The sequence below is a fragment of the Synechococcus sp. MIT S9504 genome (assembly GCF_047497135.1).
Taxonomy (GTDB): Bacteria; Cyanobacteriota; Cyanobacteriia; order PCC-6307; family Cyanobiaceae; genus Synechococcus_C.
This window is the reverse complement of the sequence record NZ_CP138942.1, coordinates 1,897,285-1,923,513: the sequence shown is the minus strand read 5'-3', so window position 1 is coordinate 1,923,513 and position 26,229 is coordinate 1,897,285. Positions and strand designations below refer to the sequence as shown.

Genomic DNA, 26,229 nt, shown 5'->3' with positions numbered 1-26,229 from the left:
CATGCCAGCCAGCAGCAACTTCCAAAACGCCATCCGCGATGCGCAATCCAGCGCACTGGTGGGACCCAATGTGGTCAACAAAGCCCTTCCATACGTAGGCGGTGGCATGGCCCTGACGGCTGCAGGAGTGGTTGGTGGAATGGCCACGATGGGGTCCATCGGATTCTCTGCCTTCAACACCTTGTCGTTGGTGGCAATCATTCCCTGGTTCATTCTTTTCTTTGTGGCTCAGAATGCCGCCAACAAGGGCAACAACGGTACGGCGCTGCCGCTGATGGCCACCTTCAGTTTGCTCACCGGCTTCACGCTGACTGGCCTTGTGGTGCAGGCGATTGCCGTTGCAGGTGTTGCCTCGATCGGGATTGCTGCGCTTGCCACGGGTCTCACTTTTGTCATCGCCTCGGTGGTTGGTCGCCGCATGAGCGACAGCGTCGGTCAGGCTTTATCGGCTGCTGTCGGCCTCGGCCTGATGGGGCTGATTATTGCGATGCTCGGCATCTTCGTTGCCGGATTCTTTATCCCTGGCATCTATGCAGCCACCAACCTGGCCATTGCTGGATTTGGCACGGTGCTGTTCGTAGGTATGGCCTTTGTTGATTTCTATACGATGCCCCGCACCTATCGGGATGATCAATATCTTGCTGGCGCTCTGGGGATGTACCTCACATACATCAACCTGTTCATTTTCATCCTGCGTCTTGTTATTGCGCTGCAGGGTGGCGGCCGCCGCGACTGAGTCCGAACTGATTGATCCAGTGCAGATAAACCCTGGCAGCAGCTGGGGTTTTTTTGATTGCCGAGATCTCAGGGTGTGACATTGATCGGACAACTCCAGAATCTTTCGCTGAATTGAGGTCACTGCTGCTGTCCTTTAGGCATGCAACATCGCACTGCAGAAAAACAAAAGCGGGTTTTCACGATCCTGAGCATTGCCATCACCGCTGCACTGGGTGGTTTCCTGTTCGGATATGACACTGCTGTGATCAATGGTGCGGTGAGCGCCATTGAGGCCACATTCCAGACCTCGGCATCCTTGCTGGGACTCACCGTGTCTTCGGCGCTTTTGGGTTCCGCCGCTGGAGCCTTGGGGGCCGGATGGCTGGCTGACCGTTTCGGACGTCGACCCAGCATGGTGCTCGCAGCCGTGCTGTTCATCCTCAGTGCCGTCGGTTCGGCTCTGGCGCCACGGCTGGTGGACCTGGTGGTCTGGCGAGTGGTTGGTGGAGTGGCCGTGGGCTTCGCCAGTGTGCTCGCTCCGGCCTACATCGCTGAGGTCTCCCCAGCGGCGATGCGCGGACGCACCGGCTCTCTCCAGCAGCTGGCCATTGTGCTCGGCATCTTCATCTCGCTGCTGTTCAACTATCTGATCGTGCTGGTCACATCTGACCAGGAGCCCACATCGCTTGTGGGCCCGATGGCGGCCTGGCGCTGGATGTTGATGGCGGAGGTGGTTCCGGCTCTGTTGTATGGCTTTTTGGTTTTGCGGATTCCTGAAAGTCCCCGCTACCTGGTTCAGATCGGACATCTGGATCAGGCCAGAGCGGTGATCCGTCGCACGATTGGCGAACCCACCCAGGAAGTGATTGATCGAATTCAGTCCAGCCAAGGCAAGGGCGGTGGCGGTTCGATCAAAGATCTTTTCAGTCGTCGATCCGGACTGCTTCCGATCGTGTGGACGGGGGTCCTGCTGGCGATCTTCCAGCAGTTGGTCGGTATCAATGTGATCTTCTACTACTCCAGCGAGCTGTGGCAGTCGGTGGGTTTTAGCACCACTGAAAGTCTCAGCGTCACCGTGATCACAGCTGTGACCAATGTGGTGACCACGTTTCTGGCCATCGCCACCATCGACCGCCTTGGTCGACGTCCGCTGCTGCTGCTGGGGTCAGTGGTGATCACGGTCAGCCTGGGGCTGATGAGCTGGACGTTCTCCGGAGCGCCAGTTGTGGATGGAATGCCTCAGCTGACGGGAGTCCCATCGCTGGTTGCGCTGATTTCAGCGAATGTGTTCGTGTTTGCGTTCGGATTCTCCTGGGGGCCTGTGATGTGGGTCCTGCTCGGTGAGATGTTCAACAACCGCATCAGAGCCATCGCGCTGGGGTTGTCGGCCACTGTGAACTGGCTTGCGAACTTCCTGATCTCCACGACTTTCCCGATGCTGTTGAAGTCCTCAGGTCCAGCGCTCGCCTATGGGCTCTACGCCACAGCCGGTGCGATCTCATTCTTCTTCGTGCTGTTTTTGGTTCAGGAGACTCGTGGCAAGGAACTGGAGGAAATGGCCTGAATTGATGAAACTCCGTAATCCTCTGCAGCGTTTGCTCGGGTTGGCATTGTTGATCAGTTGTTTCAGTGCGACAGATTGCGCCCGTGCCGATGAGCTTCCCTCTGTTGAGGATTCTGTTCCGCTACTGCAGCTGAGGCCTGAGCCCATTCTTCAAAACTGGCTGGATGTTCCCGACTGGTTGTCGCTCTCCTTTGGCTATGTGAATGAAATCAATGGCAATCCTTGGGGTGGTCTTGAGCAGACTGCGACCTATACCCATAATCTTTCGCTGAACATGACTGCTTCCAGCGGTCTTGCTCGTTCTGCCGAAGACTGGCAGGAGTGGGACCGCTGGAGTTTGACGGCCAATCTGTCTCAGCGATCAGGAACCAGTCTTTCTCAATCCATACCCAATGCTCAGGCGGTGCAGCAGATCTTTGGCTAAGGCCAGACCTTCCGGCTCGCTGGACTCTGGGTGGAGCGTCAACAGGCCGAAACAGGCCTGCTGAAGATCAAAGCTGGGAAAGTGGCAACGTTTGATGACTTTGCGTCATCGTCTCTGTTCTGTTTTTATTCCAACAATGGTTTCTGTGGGCAGATCTGGGGAATACCCAATTCGCTTCTCGTGGCCGCCTACCCGGCGAATCAATACGGTGCAGTGGCGCATCTGGGTACGACCGATTCAACAACTCTCCGCTATGGGATTTATCAGATCAATCCCGATGGATTTGAACCTGGATATCACGGTGCTGACTTTCAGCTGAATGCATCCCGAGATGGCGTGGCTCAGTTTCTGCAGATCGATTGGCCCTTTTCGAGGACTCTCGCCCTTCCTGTGAAGCAACTCGATGATGGACGTGTTGTTCGAGTGCCTGAAGATGAGAAAGACCTGGACTTCATATCGGGTCTTCCAGCACCTGGATTGAAGTTGGGCGGCTGGCTTGGCCGTTGGGATTTAACGCAACTGGAGGATCCAGAGCAATGGTCTGCTCGAAATGATGGTGTGTATGGACTCGTTTCGCTCCCAGCGACCCTGGGGGATCTGGCGCTGGATGGTCGCCTGTGGGCAACGGCCTCTTACGGTTTTGATCCCGACGTCCAGACCATTCCCGTTTTTGTTGCAGCTGGTTGGGTGGGTAAGGGCGTGCTGCGACGGCGTCCCCATGACGCTTTGGTGTTGGGGGTCACCCATACGACCTGGAGTTCGCAGGCCCCAAGTGGACAGGATTGGGAATCGATCCTTGAACTGGGCTATCAGATCGCCCTTGGTGACAATGCAAGTATCCAATCCAATCTTCAGTACATTCTCAATCCGGATGGAACTGGTGAAGTTCCTGATTCCATCGCTATCGGTGTGCAGATGACCGTGTTGTTCTGATCGATTTTCAATAAAAAACCCCGGATCCCATCCGAGGTATCGACATCGGTTGATCCCCATCACCCGGCCGATGGCGTTTACGGTAATCAGTGTGCGACGAAAGTTGTCTCAACTTCAGAATGCCCTAATAGTGTTGCAAGCAGATGCTTCATGCTTCGTTACGCTAAATCTGGTGCATGCTGCCCGTTGGTGATCCGGCTGAGGTTTTCGATCCTCATGAAACGGCCTGAAGCTTTTGGCTTAGGGCTTCTGAGTGACTCAGGTCACTCTGCAACGGCTTGCACGGCATCGCCGATGGCTCGTCTCTGGTGATCGTCATAACCCCAGCGTTCGAGAAAGGCCAGATCTTCGCCACGACTGTAGTTTGCGGCTTCCAGAAGGACCTCCAGTCGGTCTTTGACACGCTGGGAATCGAGCTGGCGCAGCAGTTCGCAGCAGCGTTGATTCACGCGCTCTGAACCGGCGGCTTGCTCGTCGTCGTTGTTGTTGCGGTGATGCACAGCCATGGCTGCGCTCATGGCCAGATTGCGTGCCGTGAGATCCACAACTCCGTCGCCCGCTTCGCGCAGTTTGATCACCAGGGCATCCGGAAGCCTGTCCATCAGGGCACTGTCGCCCGCAAGACTCACAACGAAGAACCCCCTGGCACCATCTCGGCTGGCCAAGAGTGCTCCGACGCGGTCGGCCATCACTTCATCGCTGATTTCCTCCAGGTCCCATTGCTTCATCCAGCCGGCGGCGATCTCCATGGCTTCCTGGAAGCTCGGTTCTCGCTGGGTCATGAACAGCAACTGATTGGCCTCACAAGCCTATGGGCAGGGTGCGGCCTTCAGGCGATGCTGAAGGGATGGATGCAGCCTCATCGTCGCTCTCTGACGGCTACCGCTCGGGTTTTGTCGCCTTGATCGGACGTCCCAATGTGGGCAAATCAACGCTCGTCAATCAATTGGTGGGCGACAAGGTGGCAATCACCTCACCGGTGGCTCAGACCACACGCAACCGCCTCAGAGCGATTCTCACCACGCCTGATGCCCAGCTGATTCTTGTCGATACGCCAGGCATTCATAAGCCGCATCACCTGCTGGGGGAGCGTCTGGTTAAGAGCGCACGCTCTGCGATCGGGGAAGTGGATCAGGTGTTGCTGCTGCTTGAGGGCTGCGAACCGCCTGGTCGTGGGGACGCCTTCATCGTCAATCTTCTGCGTCAGCAGCGCTTACCGGTACAGGTGGTACTCAATAAGTGGGACCTGGTCCCGCTCGATCGCAAGCCCGAGGCTGATGCGGCCTATCGCGAACTGTTGGGGGAGACGGACTGGCCGCTGCACCATTGCTCAGCCCTGAACGGTGCCGGCTGCCTTGAGCTCGTGGCTGCTGTCAGTGCTCTGATGCCTGATGGCCCTCAGCTTTATCCGCCCGACATGGTGAGTGATCAGCCCGAAAAGCTGCTCATGGCCGAGTTGATCCGCGAGCAGGTTCTGATGCATACCCGTGAAGAAGTCCCCCACAGCGTGGCGGTGAGTATTGATCGGGTGGAAGACATGCCGGCAAAGGGAAACAGCAAGGCGCGCACCGCCGTTTTGGCCACCGTGCTTATTGAGCGCAAGAGCCAGAAGGGCATCCTGATCGGCAAAGGCGGCGCCATGTTGAAGACCATCGGCCAGGGCGCTCGTCTGCAGATGCAGAACCTGATCGACGGCCCTGTCTATCTGGAGTTGTTTGTGAAGGTGGTGCCGGACTGGCGCAGCAAGCCGCAACGCCTCAACGAGCTTGGCTACAGCGGGGATGCTTTCTGATGCTTGTCAGGGGAAAGGGAAATCTGTAGAACTTGTCGAATTTTTCTTGACAGACAAATGTCTCAGGTCTTTCCAGGCCATGGTGTTGATCGAAGATCGGTGAAACTCTGCCGATGTTGTTCACAGCACCCTGAGCATGACAAACTCTGATGTGATTGATGGTCAGAGATTGAATGGCTTGTTGGTTGTTCAGTTCAGCAGGAATGAATGGGATATGTTCAAGGGGCTAAGTAATCTCTCTGCAGCTCTTAATGCATGCCAAGCATGATAGATAACACTCTTGACATGCTGGGTGGTGATCAATGTGTGGCTTGCAAGCAGCGGCACATTCCGTGCAGCTTTTGATGGAGAGCTTCGCGATCCCTGTGGTTAAAGGCGACTCTTGTGCGGAAAGGCTCAGCAGGGCCTCTCAGATCGGCAGCATTTGTCTTGTGGCGACAGCACATTCAAAAAATGTCTCCTCGCCTTTCGTCAGTAGCTCCACCATTTTGGTTAAACAGATTTCGGCCGAGGCCACGCAGTTTTTGGCGGTTATGATGCAATTGGCATAAGGGTTTGGTGCAGAAATGTTGCCAGAAGAGGCAGTCAAGGTGGCGTCCTTTTCTGTGGGAGCTGCCCCATTTGTTACTTGGTGAGTGAGTGCACTTGCTGCAGAAGGTGCGGCGGCGCCTACAGCATTTAACCCGAGCGCGCTGATCATCTCTCTTCGATTTATTGTTAAATTGATGTTGGCCTGTGCGATGTATTATAGGTCCTGGTTCAGATTTTGCAGTTGAAAATTAATTGATTTAATGATTGCAAGGAGGCGTTGGAATGTGCCATGGCGGAGTTGCTTGCCATGCGGGTGTTGTGTAGGATTTGGTCTTTGTTTTCAGCCAATGCTTTGACATGTTGGGTGCTGGCTGGCGGTCAATCTGAGTTGTTTGTTGGCTCGCTGAATCTTTGTTGAGTTGGCTTTGCCAAAAGCGTGAAGGAGTTGATGGGCTGTTCCTCATCCTTCACGCGCGATCGTTAGTTTGAACTTGTTGCTCTCTATCAGCGAAGCTCTAAAAGTTTCACTGAGTTTGCAGAGCCAATGTTTTTGGCAAGATGTCCGTAGTCCTGGTGTGAGGAATAACTGGAAATCGTCCCTTTGTCGTCGAAGGAAACCTTGAATATGCTAGTTAGATCAAGTGTATTATTGGATGCGGAAGTGCCTCTGAAGTCGCCAGAATTGAGAATGTTTTGATCGTAAACAATCAGTATTGACCCGTCTTCAAGCTCCGTGGCAACAACTGGTTTGATTGCATTTCGGCGGAAGCCTTCGTTCCACTGCTTGATCCGTTCGATCAACTGAGGTTTGTTGAATTGCTGTCCAGATGTTGATGCATAATTCAAATTAGGCGAGGTGTATGTCTCCACAGCCTTGACTGGATCCTGGAAAGCCATCTCCCGATAAGCGGTGAAACGTTTCACCCGTTGGTCTTCGAGGGAGAGGCACTGCCCCTTGCCAGAGGAGGAAAAAGCTTTGCGTGGAGTGGATGCAACAACGCCAATGCCCAGGGAGCCAGCAAGAACCATGAAGGTGCGCCGTCCGAAGAAACTCATTGAATCAGTTCCGTAAACACCTGCATGCTCATGCTGGCCAGGGCCTCGCAGGCAGTGTGGTTGCGCAATTTTTCTTGACTTGTTGAGACCTCTGTTTATTTCATCTGTACTGGGCAATAACGAAAATTTGATACTCGGTGATCGTCGGCTGTTCAGTTCCTGATGTCGATGCAAAGTTGGAGGAAATGGACCATATTTCTTCGCTCAGTGCTCTCTTAGCCAAGCTCAATCAGCTTTGACCTCGGCAGCTTGTTGGACTGATCAACGACGCCAACTCGAGGATCAGATCGTGAGTTTGTTCGCGAGGGCAAGGCTCACGCCATTCGTGATGGCTCTATGAGAATGCGTGAGCCGCTCTTTCTGACAGCTTCTGGGCATTTTTGCCGAGGCAGGAAGCAATGCTGAGAGACGATCGCTATCTGGTTCTGAAGCCAGTCGTGTCTCACTCTGAGGCCACAGCCTGGCCAGCATGCAGTTTTGAGGCATGAGCGATTCCCCTGGATCAGATCGCTGCCCTGCGAAGATGGCGCGATGGATGAGACCGCTTTCCCTCCAGCTGATCTGAAGGCGTTCCTCACACTGTGTGAGGGGTGCTGGATGAGCCTGCGCAGCCGCTTTGACCTGAGTGGCTCCGAGGAGGATGACTGGCATACCAGTGACCGTGGCGAGGTGACTGTGACCCTGAGTGATCAGGCCGCTGATTCGGTCTTGTCGGTGCAGTCTGCCGATGGAGCCGCTAGCGAACTTCGTTTTGCCAGCGATGGGAATCTTGTGGTCTTGGCTGGGGGGGCAGAGCGCAGTGGCGTCTGGCAGCTGCGAGCAGATGCCAGCCTCGAGCTTGAACTCAAAGATGCTGTCTCGGCTGCCAGCGTGTTGGAGCGCATCTGGTTCATCAAGCCCAATCTGCGTCTGCGCAGCACGACAGCCATCGCGACAGATGGGACCCCTCTTCAGGCGCGCTTCTGCTCCGAGATCCGGCGCGTGTCATCCCCTCAGGCCTGAGCCATGGCGGCCTATCGCCTGGATGTGATCAGCCTGGCGCCTCGGGCATTTGCGCCGCTCGCGGAACTTGGGGTGATCGGCAGAGCCTTTGCTGCGGGAGGTGCAGAGCTGCATCTGCATAACCCCCGCGATTACGCCACCGATCGCTACCGCAAGGTTGATGATGAGCCCTATGGCGGCGGTGCGGGCATGGTGCTCAAGCCTGAGCCGGTGTTCTCTGCCTTCGAGTCGATTCCTGTTTGCTCTCGGCGCCGGGTGCTGCTGATGACGCCTCAAGGCCAACCTTTGACCCAGGCCGATCTGCAGCGCTGGGCAGAGAGCCATGACCAGCTGGTGCTGCTCTGCGGTCATTACGAGGGCTTTGATGAACGCATTCGCTCACTGGCCGATGAGGAAGTGTCGCTTGGAGATTTCGTGCTTACCGGCGGGGAGCTGCCGGCTATGACGATCATCAACGGCGTGGTGCGTCTGTTGCCTGGAACCGTGGGAACGCCGGCCTCACTGGTGGAGGAAAGCCACAGCGACCTATTGCTGGAACACCCGCATTACACGCGTCCCGCCGAGTTTCGGGGGATGACCGTGCCAGACGTGCTGCGCAGTGGGGACCATGGAGCCATTGCCAAATGGCGTCAGCAGCAACGTGAACAGCGCACCGCTGATCGACGCCCCGACCTGCTGGATCGCTGGAATCGGCGCTCCAACGCCGAGAATGACAACGTCGGCACGAACTGACCGCCAGTAAGCATGAACCTCCGCATCGGCAATGGTTACGACACGCACCGGTTGGTGGAGGGGCGCCCTTTGATCCTGGGTGGTCAGCTTCTGGAGCATCCGGAAGGCCTGGGGTTAGATGGTCACAGCGATGCCGATGTGCTGGTCCATGCGGTGATGGATGCACTGCTTGGAGCGCTTTCGCTCGGTGATATCGGCAAGTATTTCCCCCCCACTGATCCCCGTTGGAAGGGTGCGGATAGCTTGGTGCTGCTGGAGCAGGTTGTGGCGCTGGTGAAAGAACGCGGTTGGCAGGTTGTCAATGTGGATTCTGTCGTGATTGCTGAACGTCCCAAGCTCAAGCCACACATCGAGGCCATGCGTGGGGCGATTGCGCTGCGCATGGGGCTGGATCCTGATCAGGTGGGTGTGAAGGCGACCACCAACGAGCGGCTCGGACCCGAAGGACGGGAGGAGGGAATGTCTTGCCATGCCGTCGCGCTGCTGACCAGGCCATGACCATGAAGCAATTGCGTAGAGATCTCCTTACTCTGATCTCCTCATTTGTGGTGGTCCTGATCCTGATCTCCGGCAATCCCGATGTCAGTCTGGCCTGCTTTTCAGATCTGGACGGCGGCCACGACGTTGCTGTGGTCGAGCATTTACGCATCCAGGTTCCCAGTCGGAAACGCGAGGCCTGGATGGATGCGGAACGTGGCAGCTGGCAGCCCTGGCTTGCCAGGCAGGAGGGATTCGTCGGCCGGGATCTGCTCTGGGATCCTGAAACCGAAGAAGGAACGATCCTGGTTGGCTGGAGCAGCCGTAAAGCTTGGAAGGCGATCCCCCAGCTCGAGGTTGAGGCAGTCCAGGAGCGTTTCGAGCAACTGGCCCGTAAATCCACCGGTCAGAAGAAAGGAAATCCCTTCCCGTTGGTCTTTGAAGGCGAGTTGTTGCCGCCGTGACGCACCAGGAGGCACGCCTCGATCTGACGCGCCGCCATCGGCTTGGCATGGTCGAGGCGGTTTGGGGTGAGCACAAGAGCGCTGATCAGATCGTGGCCATCCTGCGAAGCATGCAGTCGGCAGGTGAGCTTGCACTGGTGACCAGAGTGGATGCAATCAAGTCGGCAGCTGTACTGGATCTCTGTCCTGCTGTTCAGGTGCATGAGCAGGCGGCCTGTCTCACCCTCGGTGAGATTCCGGCCACGAGGCAAGCCACTCAGGTGGCTGTGCTCAGTGGTGGAACGAGTGATCGTCGCGTGGCGGAGGAAGCCTCTCTGGCTCTGAGGGTTCATGGGGTTGCCAGCGAGTCTTTTCTGGATGTGGGCGTTGCCGGTCTGCACCGTCTGCTGGATGTGCTGCCTGAGCTCACATCGATGTCGGTGCTGATTGCCTGTGCAGGGATGGAGGGAGCTCTGCCAACGGTGCTGGCAGGTCTTGCCCCTCAGCCGGTCATCGGTGTGCCGGTGTCTGTGGGCTATGGGGTCAGCGCAGGTGGTCGGGCTGCCCTAGATGGCATGCTCGCCAGCTGTGCTCCGGGTCTGAGCGTTGTGAACATCGACAACGGCTATGGCGCTGCGATGGCGGCTCTGCGCATCCTCAAGGGAGTGGCTTCTCAGGACTGAGAAGGGTGCGGCTGGCTGGGCAACAGTGGTTGCACCGGTTCACTGGAGTCGATGTCAAGCATCGTTTCCACCCAGAGCCGCATCGATCGCGGTAACAGGTTTTGCTCGTAGCGGTGCAGCGCTTCAACCAACACGGTTGAGTTGACCCAATGAGGTGATCGTGCGCGCATCGTTGCTGGGCGACACGCGAACCTTGGATGCAGCTTGTCCTCTCAGCAAGAGGGGACAATTCAGGTTCCGGATTGTTGTCGGTTCAGTCCAGAAACGGCTCAGTTCCGGAACGGCTCAGTCCCGGAACGTCTCAGTCCTGGAACGGCCTTGATCGATCAGAGGTGCTGGAGATTCGGATAGGCCGTGACCAGCTCATCGGCGCTGAGAACATCGCCGACTCCATCCGGTTGCCAGATCACTTCAAGGGCCATCAGATCGCTGGATGCCGTGGAACCGAGGATGCGCAACGACTCGCGCAGCTGTTCGCCGTTATCGGCCTGTTTGAGTTTGACCGCGCTGCGGCTGGCCACCAAAACGGTGACAACGATGAATTCACTGGTGGCGTCAGCATCTCCGCGCGATGCGAGGTCGCTGCCAGCGGACTGAACACCACCCACGTTGGTGGTGAGTTCTTCGCGCAGCTTGCTGCGCTCGGTCATCGACAGTCGGTTGAAGGTTGATTCAGCCGCATTGAACGGCACGCTGCCGGACTCCACGTTGGCGTAAACCCACAGGTCCGGCTGACGCAGCAGCGCCAGAGTGGTGTCCTGCAGCACCCGTTGCAGACCACTGGAGCTGCTGGTGTCGGCGGTGCTGGCGAGTTGACGCAGGTCGCTCTGCAGATCCTTGGCGCTGGCGAGCAGACCAATCTGGAGCTGCAGCAGAGACACCGGGCCCATCGCAATTTCACGTGGACGCTCGTAGCCGCCCATTGCTGGACGACCAGCTCCTGCTCCTGCGCCGCGAAAGGCATTCACAAGCACTCCGACAAACGCCATCAGGACCATGAAGCCCAGCAGGCCTCCGCCACCGAATCCGAAGAACGGAATGATGAAGGGGAAGCCAATGCCACCGCCGTAGCCACGGTTGTAACCACCTCCCATGCCACCGCCTCGATACCCCCCGGTACGGGGCATGGTGGGCGCCCGGAAGCTGCCTCCGCCGATCCGCCCGCCGCGGGCCGCGTCACTCGGCAGAGGGTGGATGATCAGCAGCCCGACCATCAGCACCGGCACCATGAGGCCTGAAAGCCAGCGTCGCAGTTGAATCAGGGCGGAACGATTCGGCAATTGGGCCAAAATGGCGTTGGAGACTGAGCTGATCCTAGGAACCCCCGCCAACGATGGTGACGATCTCGAGGCTGTCACCGTCCTTGACGTGCTGCTCTGCCCAGCGATCAGGGGTGAGGATCAGTCCGTTGAATTCCACCACCACCAACTTGGGATGATGGCCGAGCGCTTCAACCACCTGATCCAGATGGGTGAGACCTGCCTTCAGGTTGCGCTGTTCGCCGTTCACCGTGAGCTGCATGGGCTGAAACGAGTGGATCAATGAAACCAGATCGTCAGTGAAGCGGAACCCTGCCAGTTGAAGGGGCTCAGCCGAGCTGCGTGAGCAGCTGGCGAGCTGCGGCAGCCGGATCGCTCGATCCCATGATTGCGCTCACCACCGCCACCCGGGAGGCGCCCGCCGTCAGCACCTCAGTGATGTTGTCGCCGTTGATGCCGCCGATGGCGAACCAGGGGACTGTGGCTGAATGCTCGGCTTGTCGCACCCAATCCAACCCTGCCGGTTTGCGATCAGCCTTGGTGGCGGTGGCATAGACCGGCCCGACCCCCAGGTAGTCGGCACCTTGCTCCTGGGCCACGAGTAATTGATCGAGTCGGTGGGTGCTGCGACCAATCAGCTTGTCGGGACCCATCAGCTGACGGGCTTCCGAATGGGGTACATCCTCCTGGCCGAGATGCACTCCATCGGCATCCACGAGCAATGCCAGATCGATGCGGTCGTTAATGATCAGCAACGCCTGGTGTGCCTGGCACAGCTCAGCAAGCTGACGTGCTTCCTGCAGTTTCAGTGCATCAGCTCCTTGTTTGCACCGGTACTGCACGAGCGAAACGCCTGCTCGCAGAGCCAGTTCCACCCGCTTCAACATCTCACCGCTCGCTTCGTCGCCGTCGGGATTGGTAATCAGGCACAACCGTGAGCGTTCCAGGCGCTGATGCCGCTGGTTCTGCCCGCAGGCCTCCAGGATGCGCACCTCATGGTCGTAGAGCGCATAACGAACGTTTGCCGCAGTCTGTGCCAGCTCGGCATCACTGCTGCGCGCGAATTCTTCAATCACCCGCAAGGCTTCTTGCACCCTGCTGGCATTGGCTTTCAAAATCTGAGTGCTGTCGGTACGGGTCTGCTGAGCGGGATGACTGAGCCCTGCAGCGGTATCGGTGGCGGTGGAACGTGCCTGTCTGTAGCAGTCGGCATGCCGTTGTCCCAGCTGCTGGCGCCAGTCCTTCAGCGGCACCACCAGGTCCTGCCGGTCCAGTCCGAAACGACACCAGTCCTCGATCACCCGCAAGCCTTCCCGGGCTCGGTCGAGGTTGGCATCGATCAGCCTGGCGATACGCGTGTCAGTGCTGGGGGCGACGGGCATCCATTCCATGGCACTGTGGGCAGGATCTCATGTCTGGTGTGGCAATGGAGAACGGTGGATCAGAAAGCACGATGCATGTTCTGGTGTGGGGCATCGGTCTTCTCGGTGGCATCGGCGTTTTCATCGTGTGGGGCCTAACCAACGCCTACCCAGCGGTGTCCTGAAGCCGAGCTCTCGCCTGCTGGGCATCACGACTGATCTGGGCACTCAGTTTCATCGTGTGGGGCCTAACCAACGCCTATCCAGCGGTGTCCTGAAGCCGAGCTCTCGCCTGCTGGGCATCACGACTGATCTGGGCACTCAGTTCCTCAAGGCCTGAGAAGCGTTGTTGGCCGCGCAGGCGCTCCACGGGTTCCACCCGCAGAATTCGGCCCACCAGTTCGCGGCTGGCGTCGAGCAGATGCACCTCCACCGCTGAAGGCGATGCTGGATCCACGGTGGGTTGAGGGCCGAGGTTCATCACTGCAGGAAGTGCGTGCGTCTCGTTGTCGACCCAGGCCCGCGCGGCATAGACCCCCAATCCAGGCAGGAATTTTCTGCCGTCGACCTGCAGGTTGGCGGTCGGCCATCCCAGCTTTCTGCCAAGGCCGCGGCCTTGCACAACCTCGCCTTGGAAGCGGTAGGGCCGTTGAAGGAGTTCACTGGCTGTTGTGAGGTCGCCCTCTGAGAGGGCCTCACGGATGCGACTGCTGCTCATGCGACCACCAGGGTCTTCCAGAATCGGCAGCACGCTCACCATCACACCGGCGGCCTCCGCCAAGCTGCTCAGCGTGTCGGCACCCCCCTCGCGTCCTCGCCCAAAACGGAAGTTGGCGCCAATGGCGATGTGACGTGCCTCCAACGTGCCAATCAGAATCTGATCAACAAACTCGGAAGCACTGAACTGGGCCAGCTGGCGGTCGAAGGGCACCAGCACCAACTGCCTGATCCCAAGTGGTTCGAGCAGATGCAGCTTTTCCTCAGGCAGATCCAGGCGGAGTCTTGGTTCGCCATGCAAAACCTCGCGCGGGTGTGGCCAGAAACTCACCACCGTGGGGACTCCACCTGCCGGGTGCTGGCACACGGCTTCGATCACCCGCCGGTGGCCGGCATGCAGCCCATCGAAGCTGCCCAGCGCCAGGGCGGTGGGCATGCGGGCCTCCTCAGGGGAGCAGAGAGGAATCAACGGGCCGTGCACGGTGCAGTGGTTGATGGCAAGTTTGGACGACAGACCTCCTCGCCCGCATGGCCGATCGGCTCGACTTCCAGCTGCTGGCCCTTGGCCTGCGGCGCACTGCCTGGATTCGTTTCTGGATTCAGACCGCTCTCGGTGTGGTGGTGGTGGGGGTGCTGTTGTTCAACAACATCGGCGGCAGCCTGTCCCGCAACGCCGATCGGGCCGTTGGCTTGAGCCCGGGCCTGTCGCTGACCACTCTTTCGTTTTTAGTCCTGTTGTTCAGCCTCTGGCAGGGGTGGTTGATCGTGCGTCTTGGCCGTGCCTTAGACAGTGGCGCCCGCCCCAGCCGCGGTGAGGCCAGCCGTCTGCTCAAACGTGGAATTTTTGCGGACCTGCTGGGATTGGTGTTCGCGTCGATCGGGTATCAATCTCTGGCCGGAGCCCTGTTTGTGCAGGCGTCCTCTCAGACTCCTGGCATTGCCATCGGTGGTGCTGGCGCAGCAGAAAACCTGGCGATCACTTCACTGGAGATGCTCTCGGTGTTGAGCAACACCCAGGTGCTGTTCGCCCATCTGATCGGCTTGCTGTTCTCGCTCTGGATGCTGCAGCGGATCTACCGGACCCGCTGACCATCAATTTCAACTTGGGGCAGGCCACTCAGTGATCCGCGCCAGAACAGTTCCGGCTCAATCGGTGTGAGCGAGGGTGAATTGTTTCCGATCTGGGCCACGTCCGTGGGCCAGTCGCGGGGACCATCGCCCCCTGACTTCAGGTCTTCGACCAGTTTCCCCGCCAGCCAGTAATACGAACGACCCTGCGGATCGGTTCGCGGACTGAACTGCTCCCTGTATCGACGAATCGACAGCCTGGTCCAGCGCATCGGCCCCATGGTCTCAGGCTTGCAGGGGGGCAGGTTCAGGTTGAGCAGCAGATTGGTAGGCCAGCCCTCCCGCAACGCTGATTCAGCCGTATCCATAGCCAGCACAGCGGCCCCCTCGAATTCCCGCCATTTGAAGCAGGCACTGCTCACCGCCATGGCCGGACGGCCTTCCAGGGTGCCTTCCAAGGCCGCTGCCACGGTGCCTGAGCAGAAGATGTCGGTGCCGAGATTCGGACCGTGATTGATGCCCGACAGCACCAAGTCCGGCGGGGTCTCCAGCAGTTCACAGATGGCCAGTTTCACGCAATCGGCAGGGGTCCCACTGCAGGCCCAGGCTGTGATGCCCTGGCCGAAAAGCTGGTCGGCCCGCTCAGCTCGGATCGGGTGCTGAAGGGTGATGCCATGGCCGGTTGCCGAGCGTTCTTTGTCGGGGCAGACCACGGCCACCTGATGGCCTCGGGCCGCGGCGGCCTGGGCCAGGGCCTTGATTCCGTCGGCGAAGATGCCGTCGTCATTGCTGATCAGAATCCGCAGCGGGGCCATGGGGTTGCGTACCAGTGGGGCGAACCTAGTCGTGATCACTGCTTACAGTCAGCTGTCGTGATGTCAAAGCCTTGAGCGCCACCGTGTCCCTGCAGCAGCTCACCGACCAGTTGGAAGCGCTTGAAGCTGAGGCGGCTGAAGCGATCTCTGCAGCGGTTGATGCCGAGGCCCTCGAGCAGCTTCGGATCGGATTGCTCGGCAAGAAGGGTCGTCTCTCAGGCGTGCTGGGTGCGATGGGCAAGCTGCCTGGTGACGAACGGCCATTGGTTGGCCAGCGCGCCAACGTGCTCAAAACTCAGGTTCAGACTCTGCTGAGCGATCGCCTGCAGGCGGTGAAGCAAGCAGCGATGGAAGCCCGAATCGCGTCAGAGACCCTTGATGTGACCGCACCTGCCCAGGGGATTCCCATGGGCCATCGCCATCCCCTGGTCATGACCACAGAGGAGATTGTTGATCTGTTCTGCGGCCTCGGATATCAGGTGGTTGAAGGCCCTGAAGTGGAAACCGATCACCACAATTTCACCGCTCTGAACATCCCGCCGGATCATCCCGCCCGGGATATGCAGGACACCTTTTATCTCAAAGACAATCTGTTGTTGCGCACCCACACCTCACCGGTGCAGATCCGTCATCTCGAAACCCATGCGCCACCGGTGAGGATTGTGGCTCCTGGTCGTGTTTATCGCCGGGATGCGGTTGATGCAACCCATTCGCCGGTGTTTCATCAGGTGGAAGTGCTGGCGATTGACGAGAACCTCGATTTCAGCCATCTGCGTGGCACGGTGATGGCTTTCCTCAAGGCATTTTTCGGGGATCTGCCCGTGCGCTTCCGCGCCAGTTATTTCCCGTTCACGGAGCCTTCTGCCGAAGTGGATGTGCAGTGGCGCGGCCGCTGGCTGGAAGTGATGGGTTGCGGCATGGTCGATCCCGCAGTACTGGACGGTCTGGGTCTGGATTCCGAGCGTTACAGCGGTTTTGCGGCTGGAGTGGGAGTGGAGCGCTTCTGCATGGTGCGCCACGGAATTGATGACATCCGCCGTCTGTACACCAGTGACCTGCGTTTTCTGGAGCAGTTTTGAACAGGCTGCAGTGATCACCTGCAGTCCATTGATGTCTGAACTTGCGCGTCGTTCTCCGGTCGCTGATCCCATTTATTCCGGATTGACGGCAGAGCGCTGACGCTCTTTCGCACAGGGCTCAACATGCGGGAACTGTTTTCGCCCGGATTCAGGCATGTCCGTGCTTTCTGTGTTCGACGGTTCCACGCGGGCAGTGGAGATCGTGCGGATCGTCAGTCGCCATGAGTGGTCGTTCCTGTCCCAGTTGCTGCGCCGCGGTCATGCGGCTGAGACGCGTCTGCCGTTGCCTTCGGTGCTGTGCAATTTGCTCACCGAACTGGGGCCCGTTTATGTGAAGTTGGGTCAGCTGCTGAGCACGCGCCCGGACCTGCTGTCGGATGACTACATCGAGGCGCTCAGCAAGCTGCAGGCCAATGTTCCGCCGGCGGACTGGCCGGAAGTGCGTGAACAGATGGCGCAGGAGCTCGGTTGTGACGTCAGCTCAGCCTTCGGCAGTTTTGAAGAAGAACCCATTGCCGCAGGCAGTGTCGGCCAGGTGTATCGCGCCAATCTCAAGAACGGGCAGAAGGTGGCGGTGAAAGTGCTGCGGCCTGGTATCGAATCACAGGTGCAGGAGGATGGTCGTCTGTTGCGCAAAATCGCCGCAATGGCTTCGGCGACTGCGCTCGGTAGCCAATACGACTTCGTGGGGCTTGCCGACCAAGTTCTCGAAGCTCTTGGTCGCGAGCTGGATTTCCGCATTGAAGCTGAAAACACTTTGCGGCTACAGCGCTGCCTCGCTGCTTCCAGCTTTGTGCCCGACGGAAAGCTGAGGCTTCCGCAGGTGGAGGAGAACCTCTCCGGTCAGCGGGTGTTGGTGCTCGAGTGGATCGATGGCGATCCGATCCTCACTGCAGCCGCGAGACAGTCCCTGGAGGCTGGTCCAGGCATCGCCTCCACAACCAGCGCCATGCTGGGGGCCTTTGTCGAGCAGTATTTCGTTGAGGGCTTCTTTCATGCCGACCCTCACCCCGGCAATCTCAAGGTCCAGGCTGATGGAACGGTGATCCTGCTTGACGCCGGCATGGTGGGTCAGTTTGATCCACGCACCCGCAGCAACCTGCTGGATCTGGTGCTGGCACTTATCAATCAGGACGGCGCGCGCGCCACCGATCTTCTGGAGCAGATTGCGCCGCCTGCACGCGGCGTGCGGGTGGATCGCCAGCAGCTGCAGCGACAGCTGGATCAGCTGATTTCCCGCAGTTTTTCTAAGCCGCTGCAGGAGCTGAATTTCGCGCTGTTCCTGGCAGAGCTGCTGCAACTAGCCAACCGAACGGGCCTATGTGTGCCAGGGACGTTGGGATTGTTCGTGAAATCGGTCACGAATCTGGAGGGCGTGGGCTGCTCGATCAATCCCGCCTTCAGCTTCACCGGTGAGATGCAGCCTCTGGTGGCAAAACTGCTGGCGAGATCGGTGATGTTGCCGCAGCAGCGTTTGATGCAGTTCGGCCTTGACCTGCGCAACCTCTCGATTGACTCACCCAGACAGCTGAGTCAGTTGCTGCGGCGTTTCAGCAGTGATGAGCTTTCATTTGCCCTGCAGATTGAGGGCCTTGAATCCCTGCGCAGAACCCTGGATCGTTTGTCGCGACGCGTGTCTCTGGCGATTCTGGTGGCGGCTCTGCTGCTCAGCGCCACACTGATGGCCACCCTTGCTCAACAGCAGCTACTGCGCAATGTGAGCGAGGTGCTGTTCATTGTTGCCACCGTGTTCGGGATCTGGTTGATCGTCTCGTTGTTGCGATCTAGCAGACGCTGAATGCCTCAGTCGGTTCGACGCACCGGGCCCATCAAAGGGCTCTGCACTGGTGCAGCAACCCCATAAGTAACGACAATGCCCTGGCCGCCAGGGAATGTTGAAGTTCTGCCCGTATAAGTCTTGTTGATGACGGTATCGCCTTCGAACCAATTGTTGGCACTCCAGAGATTGCCTGCATCGTCGACAACGACATCAGTTGTGATCTGAATGACTCCACTCTGGTAATTGTGAATGACATCGCCAGTTGTTTTTCCCTCAGGGCAATTCTCTGGTTTCATTCCACAGATGTGAATCAGGCTTTGTCCGTAAAGGTTGCCGACCCAGACATTGTCTTTGCCATCAATTGAGACTCCCCATGGAATGTAGGCGATGCCTTCTGCGACATTATTTTGTACGACCTTAATGTCGGGTGAGATAACTGCTAAAGAGCCTGTTTGAGTCAGTTTGGGGTTATCAATATAGTATTCCGCACCTGCAGTGAATTCCTGCATGATGGTTTTCGGTTGTGGTGGAATGGCTGGAATCCCTGGTGGAATTTTTCCTCCAGGTCCAGGGGCTCCCTTCGTTGAATTTGTCTGCTGGGCCACCCAGGCATGACCTGTCGAATCCACGGCGATTCCGCGTGTCCCGAGATAGACCTCAGCGGTTTTGGTTTGATCAGGCTCTTCAGCAGAAAAAACAGTGATCTTGTTGTTGAAACTGCTACTCACCCATACACGGTTTTGATCGTCCACGGCGACTCCAAAAGGTCCCTTGAGTCCTGGTATTGAAAGTCTTTTACCTTTGGTGTAGTCGCCGTCTGGGAAATGAATCATGTGATTGCTTGTGTTGTCGGCAATCCACACATCGCCATTCCTGGCAGTAGCGATTCCCTGTAATTCTCCAACGGGTTCGTCAATCGTGGCTGGGCCTAAGGCTTCACCATCTTCAAGCGAGAACACGCCGACACGATTGTTGAATGTGCCGACCCAAGCATATTTTTCGGAAATACCTGTTCCCCAGCCAGTGCCATTCAGACCTTGCCCGTTGTAGCCGGTAATCGCTGGAGAAATAGCTGTGCCATCCGGCCCGAAACGGGTGACCCCTCCTCCAATGCTGTTGATCACTCCTGATTGCGAGCCCGGCATCCAGTTGGCACCACTCCAGGCATTCCCTTTGTGGTCGATCATCACTTTGCCGAGCGCTAGAGCTCCGCCGCCTTCAAATCGAAGTGATAGCGAGAAACTTTTGGGTTCGAAAAGAAGATACGGCTTGGTTGCAGTGGCGCGAAGTTGTGTGTTTGGGTCAATCGGATAGCTCTTCACAAAGAGTCGATAGAGGTCTTTGACATTTCTCCAGGGTTCGCGTGCGATTGACGTCATGGCCGCCAATGTGTCATCCGAACCGGTCAGTTTCAGTAGCTGATTGCAACCATTGCTTTGTGCTTTGCTTCCGCACAATGCCAACAGATTTGAGAGCACATTGATTCTGGCTGCGGTCTCGGAGTTCAGCAGATTGCTGCCGTTCAAGAGGGTGTCGCCGAATGTTCCTGTGCCTTGGTTCACCAGATTTTTCACTTGTGATGAGCCAATGCTCAACGCCGTGGCACTGCCTTTGAGGAGATCTCCCTGCAGTTGCTGGGCATTGGGCCAGACCGATCCGATCGTTGTCAGCTCATTGACCTTGATGCTGTCGCTTGCATGGTCATCCAACACGGTGAGCATGGAAAGCTTGTCTGCCTCCATTCCATTCACACGTCCTCCCCGTGAAACCAGGTAGTGAACCCGGCCAGGTTCTTGCTTGAGAGCAATGCGAAACAAACCTTTGTTATCGGTCCGGACGGTTCGCAGTCGTTTTGGCTTTTCGCCACCCCGGCTTTCCCACAGGCTCACAGAGGCCTGCTGCAGAGGTTGCCCCATCAACGAGGCCTGGCCATTGAGACTCGGGTCACCCACGAAGGAACAGGATGCGATACCGAAACCGATCGCAGTCAGCAGCAGTGTCAGCTTGGTGGTGTGCTGAGAATCCATGGCTGCAGAGCGATACGGCGATTGGGTAGGGGGAGTATGAGCCTTTCGCAGGGGCTCTTCAAGCGCTGTCAGAGAGTCTCCGCAGATCAATATCCGCAAATCTGAGGGCCGGAGCAGGATCCTTCTCATAAAGTGGATCCGATGTTGCCTGCTGCGATCGGTGCCCCGTGTCGGACTGATCGTCAATGACGGCAAGCCTCAGGCGGTTGAAACTGCAAGCACCATTCAGTCGCGTCTGGAGCGGGGCGGTCACGAAGTGATCCGCGCCAGCAGCTCAGGTGGAATGGTGGGTTTTGCCAATCCTGATCAGCACCTGCGCATGCTCGGGTACAACGCCTGTGTGCCGGAGGGCTTTGATCAGGCGATGGTGCTGGCGATCGTGCTGGGTGGCGATGGCACGGTGTTGTCGGCAGCGCGTCAGACCGCTCCTGTGGGAGTGCCGATTCTCACCATCAATACAGGACATCTCGGCTTTCTGGCAGAGGCTTACCTCGACGATCTGGATCATGCCCTGGAGCAGGTGCTCACCCAGCAGTGGACCATCGAAGAGCGGGCCAATCTGGTGGTGAGTGTGATGCGCGGTGATCAGCGCCGCTGGGAAGCGTTGTCCCTCAATGAGATGGCGTTGCACCGGGAACCGCTTACGAGCATGTGTCATTTCGAGATCGCCATTGGACGCCATGCTCCGGTTGATATCTCCGCCGACGGTGTGATTCTGTCGACCCCGACGGGTTCTACCGCCTATGCACTCAGTGCCGGTGGACCTGTGATCACTCCGGACTGTCCGGTGCTGCAGCTCACGCCGATCGCTCCCCATTCCCTGGCTTCAAGGGCGCTGGTGTTCAGTGACGCTGAGCCGGTCACCGTCTTTCCCGCCACACCGGAACGCCTGATGATGGTGGTGGACGGCTGTGCAGGTTGTTATGTATGGCCGGAAGATCGCGTTCTGATTCGCCGCAGTGATCATCCCGTTCGCTTTGTGCGTCTCAGGGACCATGAGTTTTTCCAGGTTCTCCGAAACAAACTGGGCTGGGGATTGCCGCATGTGGCTAAGCCTGATCGTCCATGACCGTTGAGCAAGGCTCCAGTGCAGCCAGCTTGCAGGATGCCGTTGTGCTGCTGGTTGGCTACGAGGCAGCAGCTCTGGCCGAACGTCTGAGGGCTTCGGGATACGTTCCGATCGACTGGACCGATGGAGCTGAAAGAGGGCCAGTTAGCGGTTCCAATCCAACTCCGGTTGCTGCGGTCCTGGCAAGCGACCAGGGATCAAGGGTTCTCGAGTTGCGCTCTCGTTTTGGGTCACTGCCGATTCTGATCGGAGTGAGCGACGACAGCATTGCCGCCCGGGAGTCGGTGTTGGCCTGTGGTGCGGATGATTTTTGGTTCACGTTCAGTGCCCCGAGCGATTTGCTGCAGCGGTTGCGCTTGCATCTTTCGATTCACTCCCGCAGTGCACTGAGACCCCCGCTGCTGCAGCTCGCTGATCTCAGCGTGGATATCAGTTGCAGGCAGGTTTGTCGCGGTTCCCGCTCTGTTGTCCTCACGGCCAGGGAATATGCGCTCTTGCTGCTGTTGATGGAGGAGCGAGGCAGGGTTGTGAGCAGAGATCGCATCTTGCGGGATGTCTGGAAGGAGGACCAGGGTTCTTCCAGCAACGTGATCGAGGTGTATGTGCGTTATCTGCGCCAGAAACTCGAGGAAGGCGGGGAGCCTCGTTTGATTCATACGATCCGTGGTCGCGGCTACTGCCTCAACGACGGGTTCCCGAGTCTGCGCCACATCTGATGGATCAGCCACCTCTGCCCCCTCAGATCCTGCCGATCGAAGCGCGTTGGTGCCTGGAGCAGCACCCTGCGCGTTGTATTGATCTGGAGGTGGCTGATCAGCCTGAAGAGCAGTGGCGTGGTCTGATGCAGCGCCCGCCACTGCCGCCTCTCCGAGGCATGTGGTTTCCGGCCCGCCCCTCTCAGCCGCTGCGTTTTTGGATGCGTCATACGCTCGCTCCCCTGGACATGGTGTTTATCCGCGATGGCAGGGTGCTCGACATCGCAGCCAACGTGCCGATATGTGCGGCATTGCCTTGTCGCTCCTATTGGGCTGATGCTGATGGCAATGGTCGAGCTGATTTTGTTGATGGTGTGATCGAAATTGGCGCGGGAGAAGCACAGCGCTTGAACATTCGCTCGGGTGATGCAGTGAGGATTGAAGCAATCAGCGGCGATTAACGTCGTTTTCCGCACTTTTACTGTTGAAAAGTGCGGAAGTTGATGAGCTCAGAATTGTGGAGTCATGACTGCTTGTGCTTGGTGAGATTTTGAAATAGCTGTTCTTTTTACCGAACCTTGGATGACGGTTATCCTCCCTTTAGGGATGGATATCAGGGCAATAAACCAAAAACGTCCCTCATAGAGGCGGTCATGAATTCACTCAAAATCCAATCCTCCACTCAGACCAACCTGGAGGCAGCTTTCGGCGGTGAGAGCATGGCGAGCCGCAAGTATCTGTTCTTTGCCGACGTGGCCAAGAAGCTCGGTAATCAAGAGCTTGCGCGTTTGTTTCGAGAGACTGCAGCACAGGAAACAGAGCATGCGTTTGCTCACTTTCGTCTGTTGCATCCAGAACTGGTGTTTGACAATCCTGAGGATCTCAGTGAAGACTTCAAGCAGATCCTGCTAGCCCGGTGCCTCGAGTTGGCGATTGAAGGCGAGGTGTATGAATTCACTTCGATGTATCCAGCGTTTGCAGCTGAGGCTCACCAAGATGAGGATCACGCTGCAGGTGAGGAATTCCAAGAGCAGGGCGAAGAATCAAGAGAGCATGCAAACATGTTTCATTCAGCTGCTAAGAACTTCGGCCTCCTGACTGCGGTCGAAAAACATCACGCTGATCGCTACGGAGTGGCTCTTTCTGCACTGAAGGGTGATGGAGAGCCTGGCGAGTCGGAACAACCCGTCTCCGATCAATGGATCTGTAAAAAATGCTCGATGATTTATGATCCTGTGGCCGGTGATCCTGATTCAGGTATTGCTCCAGGCACACCATTTGAAGCCATTCCTGATGATTGGAGTTGTCCAATCTGTGGTGTTACAAAAGCAAGTTTCGTTCCTTATCGGACCGCTCAGCTGAAGGCTGCCTAAGCAGCCTTGATGTTGAGAGCTGTTGATGATCCTGCTGATGGTCGTCAGCTCCACCAGGGTGCCATTCATCAGCGGCACTCTTGTTAACAAATGATGCGGCTTTGGCTCAGCAGGGCTATGTTGAAATTGTTTGGAGTTGTAAAAAATGATCTCCTGTTATCTGCAAAAACTTGTTGGTCAAATCAGATCAAAGCCCAATGAAGAGTGGCTTCGTCTCAAGGATGTGATTGAGTTTGGTGGTGATGCTGGCCTAGAGGCCTGGCTCCAGGAAGTGGCATCTCTTGCCGCAGATCTTGAAATCAATTTCGAATCTGCCTCAAGAGGGAAGAAAACCAAGTATTGCCTTAAAAAAGTTCAAGCTCTTGAAGATCGTTATAGAAGGCAGGCGGCTGCTTACAAAAAAGCAATTGATGTTGGTCTGATTCATGACAACAAGCTCCCAAGGCTTTACAGTTCGAATATGACTATGTTGATCAATCGCTATGCACGCTAGCGATAGCGGGCCTGGGCAATGGACACTTCGATTGACAACAATTAAAAACAGACCTGCTTCATGTGATGTTGGTTGCTGTGATAAATCATGCTCGCACGGCTTGCGGTTCGAGCAAGTATCTGCCAAAGCGCCAAAGTTATGACATCTCCCATGTCATCCTTGTTCTATGAGGCGGACGATCATTATTGCCGTGAGGTTGAGCAATGGTGGCAAGAAAGGATTCGATATTTAATCGGTAATGGACAGGCCTATGACGCTGCAGCTCTGTTTGAGGATTTTGAACTTGAACGGAAATTGACGATTGTCAGGCCTGAGAGTGATGAAATCAGGTGAATGTCTCTCGTGATTTCTTGTATGAGTGCTGATTGACATCATCGCTGTGGACAGGGTTCTCCCAGGTTCAGGCACTTTGTTTGCGCTTTTCTCTTCTACTGCGATTGTAGAAGCGTGCCCGCTGATTCATCGGTTCTGTAGGTGTTCGTTGGTGTACTGGTCTCTGAGTTGTTCGTGCCGCTTGTCCAGGCAATTGTTTCACGTTCTGAATTGCCTGGCGATTGACTCCGTCTGAACAGGTGCAGAAAGCGCCACTCAAGACAATCGAGGTCTGGAAGCAAGGTCGTTGGACGTTCGTTCCGGTTTTGATCTCAGTTCCTTGCTTTTGCAAGTGCTTATTGCGGGTTCACCAGGCTGCTTCAGTCACGGTCCAGCCATATTGCTTGAGCTGGAACCACAGAGCAACGGCGTCCTCGTATCTCATGCTTCGCCGGGTCTTCAGAAGAGCAGGCTCATCACCAGGCATGGGTCTCCCGTTATCAACCACCACCCCTGCGTTCAGGGCCCAGGCCTTGGGATCTCTGTGAAACCTTGCGTACCAGAATCCCTTTGGATCCTTCAGCCATCCATCCATCGCTCTTTGCTTTCGGAAGTGACCATTGATTGTAGTGGTACACGTGTATTATGGTCAATGCTTGTGGGTCTGGCAAAACAGCTCGATCCCTTCAAAGCCATCGTCGTAGGTGTTTGGGACCTCTGCATTGATGCCAAGTCGTTCCCAGTATTCAGAGACGTGCTCCAAGCTCTCGTAACCATCAGGGCGAGGGTTGGCTAGGTACTCGAGGCAAATGTCTCGTTTCGACTGGCAGCCTGCTAGGAGCAGTGAGGCAGTGGTAGCGGCTGTGATTGTGGAGAGGCGTTTCATGGTTGTGATTGTGAGATCAGCGCTACCGGCAAGCCTCCAATGCAGCGCTTTGAATGTTTGCACCCGTCCGCCGATTTTGGCAGTGCCTAGCAGGCGGAGGAGAGCTCTGTTTCAAGGTTTTTGAATCGCTTTTGCCGTTTGAAAGCAAAAAACGAAGACAGCAAGCGCGACTGCCCAGGCAGGAGAATTGGCTGTCCCCAAGCGTTGGCTGTCCCCAATCATGGGCTGGAACTGGGTCCTATCCAGCAGATTAAAGAGGGCGTGAGTCGTCAGTGGGCTTGTCTGTGGTCACCTTGCGCTGAGCTGTCTTGATATAAATCCTCCAAATGGGTTGCTGATTCAGTAGAAACGTGAAAACTGAAACAAAATATTGAGCACGTATCTTTGTTCAACTCATGCACGATCGCAGCTTTTTATTGCCATGTTCTGCGAATCTCTGCAGCTATGGTTTTGTTCTCGAGTGAGATCTCCTTACTTCGCTTCGATTGGGCTGGTCCCTCCTTTATTCATGCTGCTGAGCATCTGCAGGTGCTGCTTCTGCTCCCCTGGGCCGCTGCAGAAAGGGAGATCTGATCCCTTGTCTAAATGACACCCTTTCATGTATGGGTCCGGAAATGCTTGCGATGTCCGGGTGTCGTCTCCCTAAGTAATCATCTGAGCCTAAATTAAATGTATTGAATGCTCGTTGCCTGGTTCAGTGCAGCTGAGAGTCAATGGAATAACAAACAAGATTCAGTTAACGACGTTGCAGTCTCCGATGGTGTGATGATTGATGGTTATGATCAGATCTGCGTAGCTCGATCCAGAAGAGAACGACTCTTAATCTGGATCAATCATTTATGAAACAATTTTGATGGGAGGTTATGCTTTCGATACTTGGCCTGGTTATTTCGAATGGGGCTGCAAAGTATCGAACGCCGGGCAAATACTTGGCGCGATCT

The 26,229-nt window shown here is 56.8% G+C and carries 31 protein-coding genes and 1 pseudogene; 20 read left to right on the top strand and 12 right to left on the bottom strand.

Annotated features, from left to right (window positions below; genetic code table 11):
* Position 1 precedes the first annotated feature (1 nt).
* The 4 genes and pseudogenes from SIB58_RS10830 to SIB58_RS10815 form a co-directional block, all read left to right on the top strand.
* On the top strand, positions 2-736 hold the full coding sequence (locus tag SIB58_RS10830) for a Bax inhibitor-1 family protein (protein ID WP_066906886.1): 735 nt from the start codon (positions 2-4) through the stop codon (positions 734-736).
* A gap of 141 nt (positions 737-877) precedes the next feature.
* The gene (locus SIB58_RS10825; RefSeq protein ID WP_066906887.1) at positions 878-2,281 is read left to right on the top strand and encodes a sugar porter family MFS transporter; all 1,404 of its coding nucleotides are present in this window, start codon (positions 878-880) and stop codon (positions 2,279-2,281) included.
* A 4-nt stretch (positions 2,282-2,285) separates the two neighbouring features.
* Positions 2,286-2,705: a hypothetical protein gene (locus SIB58_RS10820; protein WP_066906891.1), complete on the top strand. Its 420-nt coding sequence runs from the start codon at positions 2,286-2,288 to the stop codon at positions 2,703-2,705.
* Positions 2,706-2,720: 15 nt separating this feature from the next.
* Positions 2,721-3,638, top strand: a pseudogene (locus SIB58_RS10815) (carbohydrate porin); the annotation flags it as partial.
* 263 nt (positions 3,639-3,901) lie between these two features.
* Here the strand turns inward: SIB58_RS10815 and SIB58_RS10810 are convergent.
* Positions 3,902-4,420 carry a hypothetical protein gene (locus SIB58_RS10810; protein ID WP_066906894.1) on the bottom strand — a complete coding sequence of 173 codons (519 nt, stop codon included), beginning with the start codon at positions 4,418-4,420 and terminating at the stop codon, positions 3,902-3,904.
* A gap of 65 nt (positions 4,421-4,485) precedes the next feature.
* Here SIB58_RS10810 and era point away from each other — a divergent pair, with 65 nt between their 5' ends.
* A complete protein-coding gene (era, locus tag SIB58_RS10805; RefSeq protein ID WP_067326062.1) occupies positions 4,486-5,430 on the top strand; it encodes a GTPase Era in 945 nt (314 codons plus the stop codon).
* Between the two features lie 409 nt (positions 5,431-5,839).
* On the opposite strand, the gene SIB58_RS10800 is transcribed toward era, so the two are convergent.
* On the bottom strand, positions 5,840-6,130 hold the full coding sequence (locus SIB58_RS10800; RefSeq protein WP_156486604.1) for a hypothetical protein: 291 nt from the start codon (positions 6,128-6,130) through the stop codon (positions 5,840-5,842).
* A 335-nt stretch (positions 6,131-6,465) separates the two neighbouring features.
* Positions 6,466-7,017, bottom strand: coding sequence for a hypothetical protein (locus SIB58_RS10795; protein WP_067325978.1), 552 nt, complete (start codon positions 7,015-7,017; stop codon positions 6,466-6,468).
* A gap of 531 nt (positions 7,018-7,548) precedes the next feature.
* On the opposite strand from SIB58_RS10795, the gene SIB58_RS10790 reads away from it, so the two are divergent.
* The 5 genes from SIB58_RS10790 to larB are packed head-to-tail and all read left to right on the top strand — an operon-like array spanning position 7,549 to position 10,354.
* A complete protein-coding gene (locus SIB58_RS10790; protein WP_066907197.1) occupies positions 7,549-8,019 on the top strand; it encodes a phycobiliprotein lyase in 471 nt (156 codons plus the stop codon).
* 3 nt (positions 8,020-8,022) lie between these two features.
* Positions 8,023-8,751 (top strand): tRNA (guanosine(37)-N1)-methyltransferase TrmD, encoded by a 729-nt coding sequence (trmD, locus tag SIB58_RS10785; RefSeq protein ID WP_067325973.1) that lies wholly within the window; start codon positions 8,023-8,025, stop codon positions 8,749-8,751.
* Between the two features lie 12 nt (positions 8,752-8,763).
* Positions 8,764-9,249, top strand: a complete 486-nt coding sequence (gene ispF / locus SIB58_RS10780; protein WP_066906902.1) for a 2-C-methyl-D-erythritol 2,4-cyclodiphosphate synthase — start codon at positions 8,764-8,766, stop codon at positions 9,247-9,249.
* Between the two features lie 2 nt (positions 9,250-9,251).
* Entirely contained in the window at positions 9,252-9,692 is a 441-nt protein-coding gene (locus tag SIB58_RS10775; RefSeq protein WP_197461115.1) for a TIGR03792 family protein, read from the top strand.
* Positions 9,689-10,354: a nickel pincer cofactor biosynthesis protein LarB gene (gene larB / locus SIB58_RS10770; RefSeq protein WP_066906906.1), complete on the top strand. Its 666-nt coding sequence runs from the start codon at positions 9,689-9,691 to the stop codon at positions 10,352-10,354. The genes SIB58_RS10775 and larB overlap by 4 nt, the downstream gene beginning before the upstream one ends.
* On the opposite strand, the gene SIB58_RS10765 is transcribed toward larB, so the two are convergent.
* The 4 genes from SIB58_RS10765 to SIB58_RS10750 all read right to left on the bottom strand — a co-directional run bounded on the left by SIB58_RS10765 (position 10,345) and on the right by SIB58_RS10750 (position 13,004).
* A complete protein-coding gene (locus SIB58_RS10765; protein WP_066906909.1) occupies positions 10,345-10,524 on the bottom strand; it encodes a hypothetical protein in 180 nt (59 codons plus the stop codon). The two genes, larB and SIB58_RS10765, sit on opposite strands and share 10 nt — an antisense overlap.
* Before the next feature lie 156 nt (positions 10,525-10,680).
* Positions 10,681-11,643, bottom strand: a complete 963-nt coding sequence (locus SIB58_RS10760; RefSeq protein WP_067325970.1) for a DUF1517 domain-containing protein — start codon at positions 11,641-11,643, stop codon at positions 10,681-10,683.
* 25 nt (positions 11,644-11,668) lie between these two features.
* Complete coding sequence (thiS, locus tag SIB58_RS10755) at positions 11,669-11,875, bottom strand: sulfur carrier protein ThiS (RefSeq protein WP_066906915.1); 207 nt, start codon at positions 11,873-11,875, stop codon at positions 11,669-11,671.
* Between the two features lie 67 nt (positions 11,876-11,942).
* Positions 11,943-13,004 (bottom strand): thiamine phosphate synthase, encoded by a 1,062-nt coding sequence (locus tag SIB58_RS10750; RefSeq protein ID WP_067325968.1) that lies wholly within the window; start codon positions 13,002-13,004, stop codon positions 11,943-11,945.
* 20 nt (positions 13,005-13,024) lie between these two features.
* Here SIB58_RS10750 and SIB58_RS10745 point away from each other — a divergent pair, with 20 nt between their 5' ends.
* Positions 13,025-13,159 (top strand): hypothetical protein, encoded by a 135-nt coding sequence (locus SIB58_RS10745; protein ID WP_255355638.1) that lies wholly within the window; start codon positions 13,025-13,027, stop codon positions 13,157-13,159.
* A gap of 74 nt (positions 13,160-13,233) precedes the next feature.
* Here the strand turns inward: SIB58_RS10745 and SIB58_RS10740 are convergent, their stop codons facing one another.
* Positions 13,234-14,160, bottom strand: coding sequence for a bifunctional riboflavin kinase/FAD synthetase (locus SIB58_RS10740; protein WP_067325965.1), 927 nt, complete (start codon positions 14,158-14,160; stop codon positions 13,234-13,236).
* 59 nt (positions 14,161-14,219) lie between these two features.
* On the opposite strand from SIB58_RS10740, the gene SIB58_RS10735 reads away from it, so the two are divergent.
* Complete coding sequence (locus SIB58_RS10735; RefSeq protein WP_066906921.1) at positions 14,220-14,780, top strand: DUF3611 family protein; 561 nt, start codon at positions 14,220-14,222, stop codon at positions 14,778-14,780.
* Here SIB58_RS10735 and surE read toward each other — a convergent pair.
* A complete protein-coding gene (gene surE / locus SIB58_RS10730; RefSeq protein WP_066906924.1) occupies positions 14,765-15,574 on the bottom strand; it encodes a 5'/3'-nucleotidase SurE in 810 nt (269 codons plus the stop codon). The genes SIB58_RS10735 and surE overlap by 16 nt on opposite strands.
* Before the next feature lie 71 nt (positions 15,575-15,645).
* Between surE and pheS the strand changes: the two genes are divergently transcribed.
* On the top strand, positions 15,646-16,653 hold the full coding sequence (gene pheS / locus SIB58_RS10725) for a phenylalanine--tRNA ligase subunit alpha (protein WP_067325962.1): 1,008 nt from the start codon (positions 15,646-15,648) through the stop codon (positions 16,651-16,653).
* A 154-nt stretch (positions 16,654-16,807) separates the two neighbouring features.
* Complete coding sequence (locus tag SIB58_RS10720) at positions 16,808-18,451, top strand: ABC1 kinase family protein (RefSeq protein ID WP_066906930.1); 1,644 nt, start codon at positions 16,808-16,810, stop codon at positions 18,449-18,451.
* Positions 18,452-18,456: 5 nt separating this feature from the next.
* Here the strand turns inward: SIB58_RS10720 and SIB58_RS10715 are convergent, their stop codons facing one another.
* Positions 18,457-20,175: a hypothetical protein gene (locus SIB58_RS10715; protein WP_231884146.1), complete on the bottom strand. Its 1,719-nt coding sequence runs from the start codon at positions 20,173-20,175 to the stop codon at positions 18,457-18,459.
* 445 nt (positions 20,176-20,620) lie between these two features.
* Here SIB58_RS10715 and SIB58_RS10710 point away from each other — a divergent pair, with 445 nt between their 5' ends.
* The 6 genes from SIB58_RS10710 (at position 20,621) to SIB58_RS10685 (ending at position 24,423) form a co-directional block, all read left to right on the top strand.
* On the top strand, positions 20,621-21,529 hold the full coding sequence (locus tag SIB58_RS10710; protein ID WP_066906936.1) for an NAD(+) kinase: 909 nt from the start codon (positions 20,621-20,623) through the stop codon (positions 21,527-21,529).
* Positions 21,526-22,245, top strand: a complete 720-nt coding sequence (locus SIB58_RS10705) for a winged helix-turn-helix domain-containing protein (protein WP_066906939.1) — start codon at positions 21,526-21,528, stop codon at positions 22,243-22,245. The genes SIB58_RS10710 and SIB58_RS10705 overlap by 4 nt, the downstream gene beginning before the upstream one ends.
* The gene (locus tag SIB58_RS10700) at positions 22,245-22,685 is read left to right on the top strand and encodes a DUF192 domain-containing protein (RefSeq protein ID WP_067325956.1); all 441 of its coding nucleotides are present in this window, start codon (positions 22,245-22,247) and stop codon (positions 22,683-22,685) included. The genes SIB58_RS10705 and SIB58_RS10700 overlap by 1 nt, the downstream gene beginning before the upstream one ends.
* Positions 22,686-22,877: 192 nt before the next feature.
* Positions 22,878-23,597: a rubrerythrin family protein gene (locus tag SIB58_RS10695; protein ID WP_066906944.1), complete on the top strand. Its 720-nt coding sequence runs from the start codon at positions 22,878-22,880 to the stop codon at positions 23,595-23,597.
* A gap of 145 nt (positions 23,598-23,742) precedes the next feature.
* Positions 23,743-24,090: a hypothetical protein gene (locus tag SIB58_RS10690; RefSeq protein WP_066906947.1), complete on the top strand. Its 348-nt coding sequence runs from the start codon at positions 23,743-23,745 to the stop codon at positions 24,088-24,090.
* Between the two features lie 87 nt (positions 24,091-24,177).
* Complete coding sequence (locus tag SIB58_RS10685; RefSeq protein ID WP_066906955.1) at positions 24,178-24,423, top strand: hypothetical protein; 246 nt, start codon at positions 24,178-24,180, stop codon at positions 24,421-24,423.
* Between the two features lie 346 nt (positions 24,424-24,769).
* Here the strand turns inward: SIB58_RS10685 and SIB58_RS10680 are convergent, their stop codons facing one another.
* Positions 24,770-24,997, bottom strand: coding sequence for a DUF1651 domain-containing protein (locus SIB58_RS10680; protein ID WP_066906957.1), 228 nt, complete (start codon positions 24,995-24,997; stop codon positions 24,770-24,772).
* 54 nt (positions 24,998-25,051) lie between these two features.
* Positions 25,052-25,288, bottom strand: a complete 237-nt coding sequence (locus SIB58_RS10675) for a hypothetical protein (protein ID WP_066906961.1) — start codon at positions 25,286-25,288, stop codon at positions 25,052-25,054.
* Between the last annotated feature and the right edge of the window lie 941 nt (positions 25,289-26,229).

Excerpts from the sequence above, each read along its gene's own strand:
- SIB58_RS10765 (WP_066906909.1), bottom strand. The coding sequence starts at position 10,524 with ATGCGCGCACGATCACCTCATTGGGTCAACTCAACCGTGTTGGTTGAA.
- SIB58_RS10820 (WP_066906891.1), top strand. The coding sequence starts at position 2,286 with ATGAAACTCCGTAATCCTCTGCAGCGTTTGCTCGGGTTGGCATTGTTG.
- SIB58_RS10790 (WP_066907197.1), top strand. The coding sequence starts at position 7,549 with ATGGATGAGACCGCTTTCCCTCCAGCTGATCTGAAGGCGTTCCTCACA.
- ispF (WP_066906902.1), top strand. The coding sequence starts at position 8,764 with ATGAACCTCCGCATCGGCAATGGTTACGACACGCACCGGTTGGTGGAG.
- SIB58_RS10810 (WP_066906894.1), bottom strand. The coding sequence starts at position 4,420 with ATGACCCAGCGAGAACCGAGCTTCCAGGAAGCCATGGAGATCGCCGCC.
- SIB58_RS10685 (WP_066906955.1), top strand. The coding sequence starts at position 24,178 with ATGCTCGCACGGCTTGCGGTTCGAGCAAGTATCTGCCAAAGCGCCAAA.
- SIB58_RS10800 (WP_156486604.1), bottom strand. The coding sequence starts at position 6,130 with ATGATCAGCGCGCTCGGGTTAAATGCTGTAGGCGCCGCCGCACCTTCT.
- SIB58_RS10830 (WP_066906886.1), top strand. The coding sequence starts at position 2 with ATGCCAGCCAGCAGCAACTTCCAAAACGCCATCCGCGATGCGCAATCC.
- SIB58_RS10795 (WP_067325978.1), bottom strand. The coding sequence starts at position 7,017 with ATGAGTTTCTTCGGACGGCGCACCTTCATGGTTCTTGCTGGCTCCCTG.
- SIB58_RS10675 (WP_066906961.1), bottom strand. The coding sequence starts at position 25,288 with ATGAAACGCCTCTCCACAATCACAGCCGCTACCACTGCCTCACTGCTC.
- era (WP_067326062.1), top strand. The coding sequence starts at position 4,486 with ATGGATGCAGCCTCATCGTCGCTCTCTGACGGCTACCGCTCGGGTTTT.
- trmD (WP_067325973.1), top strand. The coding sequence starts at position 8,023 with ATGGCGGCCTATCGCCTGGATGTGATCAGCCTGGCGCCTCGGGCATTT.
- SIB58_RS10680 (WP_066906957.1), bottom strand. The coding sequence starts at position 24,997 with ATGGATGGATGGCTGAAGGATCCAAAGGGATTCTGGTACGCAAGGTTT.
- SIB58_RS10720 (WP_066906930.1), top strand. The coding sequence starts at position 16,808 with ATGTCCGTGCTTTCTGTGTTCGACGGTTCCACGCGGGCAGTGGAGATC.
- SIB58_RS10735 (WP_066906921.1), top strand. The coding sequence starts at position 14,220 with ATGGCCGATCGGCTCGACTTCCAGCTGCTGGCCCTTGGCCTGCGGCGC.
- SIB58_RS10715 (WP_231884146.1), bottom strand. The coding sequence starts at position 20,175 with ATGGAGGCAGACAAGCTTTCCATGCTCACCGTGTTGGATGACCATGCA.
- SIB58_RS10745 (WP_255355638.1), top strand. The coding sequence starts at position 13,025 with ATGTCTGGTGTGGCAATGGAGAACGGTGGATCAGAAAGCACGATGCAT.
- surE (WP_066906924.1), bottom strand. The coding sequence starts at position 15,574 with ATGGCCCCGCTGCGGATTCTGATCAGCAATGACGACGGCATCTTCGCC.
- SIB58_RS10705 (WP_066906939.1), top strand. The coding sequence starts at position 21,526 with ATGACCGTTGAGCAAGGCTCCAGTGCAGCCAGCTTGCAGGATGCCGTT.
- SIB58_RS10775 (WP_197461115.1), top strand. The coding sequence starts at position 9,252 with ATGAAGCAATTGCGTAGAGATCTCCTTACTCTGATCTCCTCATTTGTG.
- SIB58_RS10700 (WP_067325956.1), top strand. The coding sequence starts at position 22,245 with ATGGATCAGCCACCTCTGCCCCCTCAGATCCTGCCGATCGAAGCGCGT.
- thiS (WP_066906915.1), bottom strand. The coding sequence starts at position 11,875 with ATGCAGCTCACGGTGAACGGCGAACAGCGCAACCTGAAGGCAGGTCTC.
- SIB58_RS10695 (WP_066906944.1), top strand. The coding sequence starts at position 22,878 with ATGAATTCACTCAAAATCCAATCCTCCACTCAGACCAACCTGGAGGCA.
- SIB58_RS10750 (WP_067325968.1), bottom strand. The coding sequence starts at position 13,004 with ATGGAATGGATGCCCGTCGCCCCCAGCACTGACACGCGTATCGCCAGG.
- SIB58_RS10690 (WP_066906947.1), top strand. The coding sequence starts at position 23,743 with ATGATCTCCTGTTATCTGCAAAAACTTGTTGGTCAAATCAGATCAAAG.
- SIB58_RS10825 (WP_066906887.1), top strand. The coding sequence starts at position 878 with ATGCAACATCGCACTGCAGAAAAACAAAAGCGGGTTTTCACGATCCTG.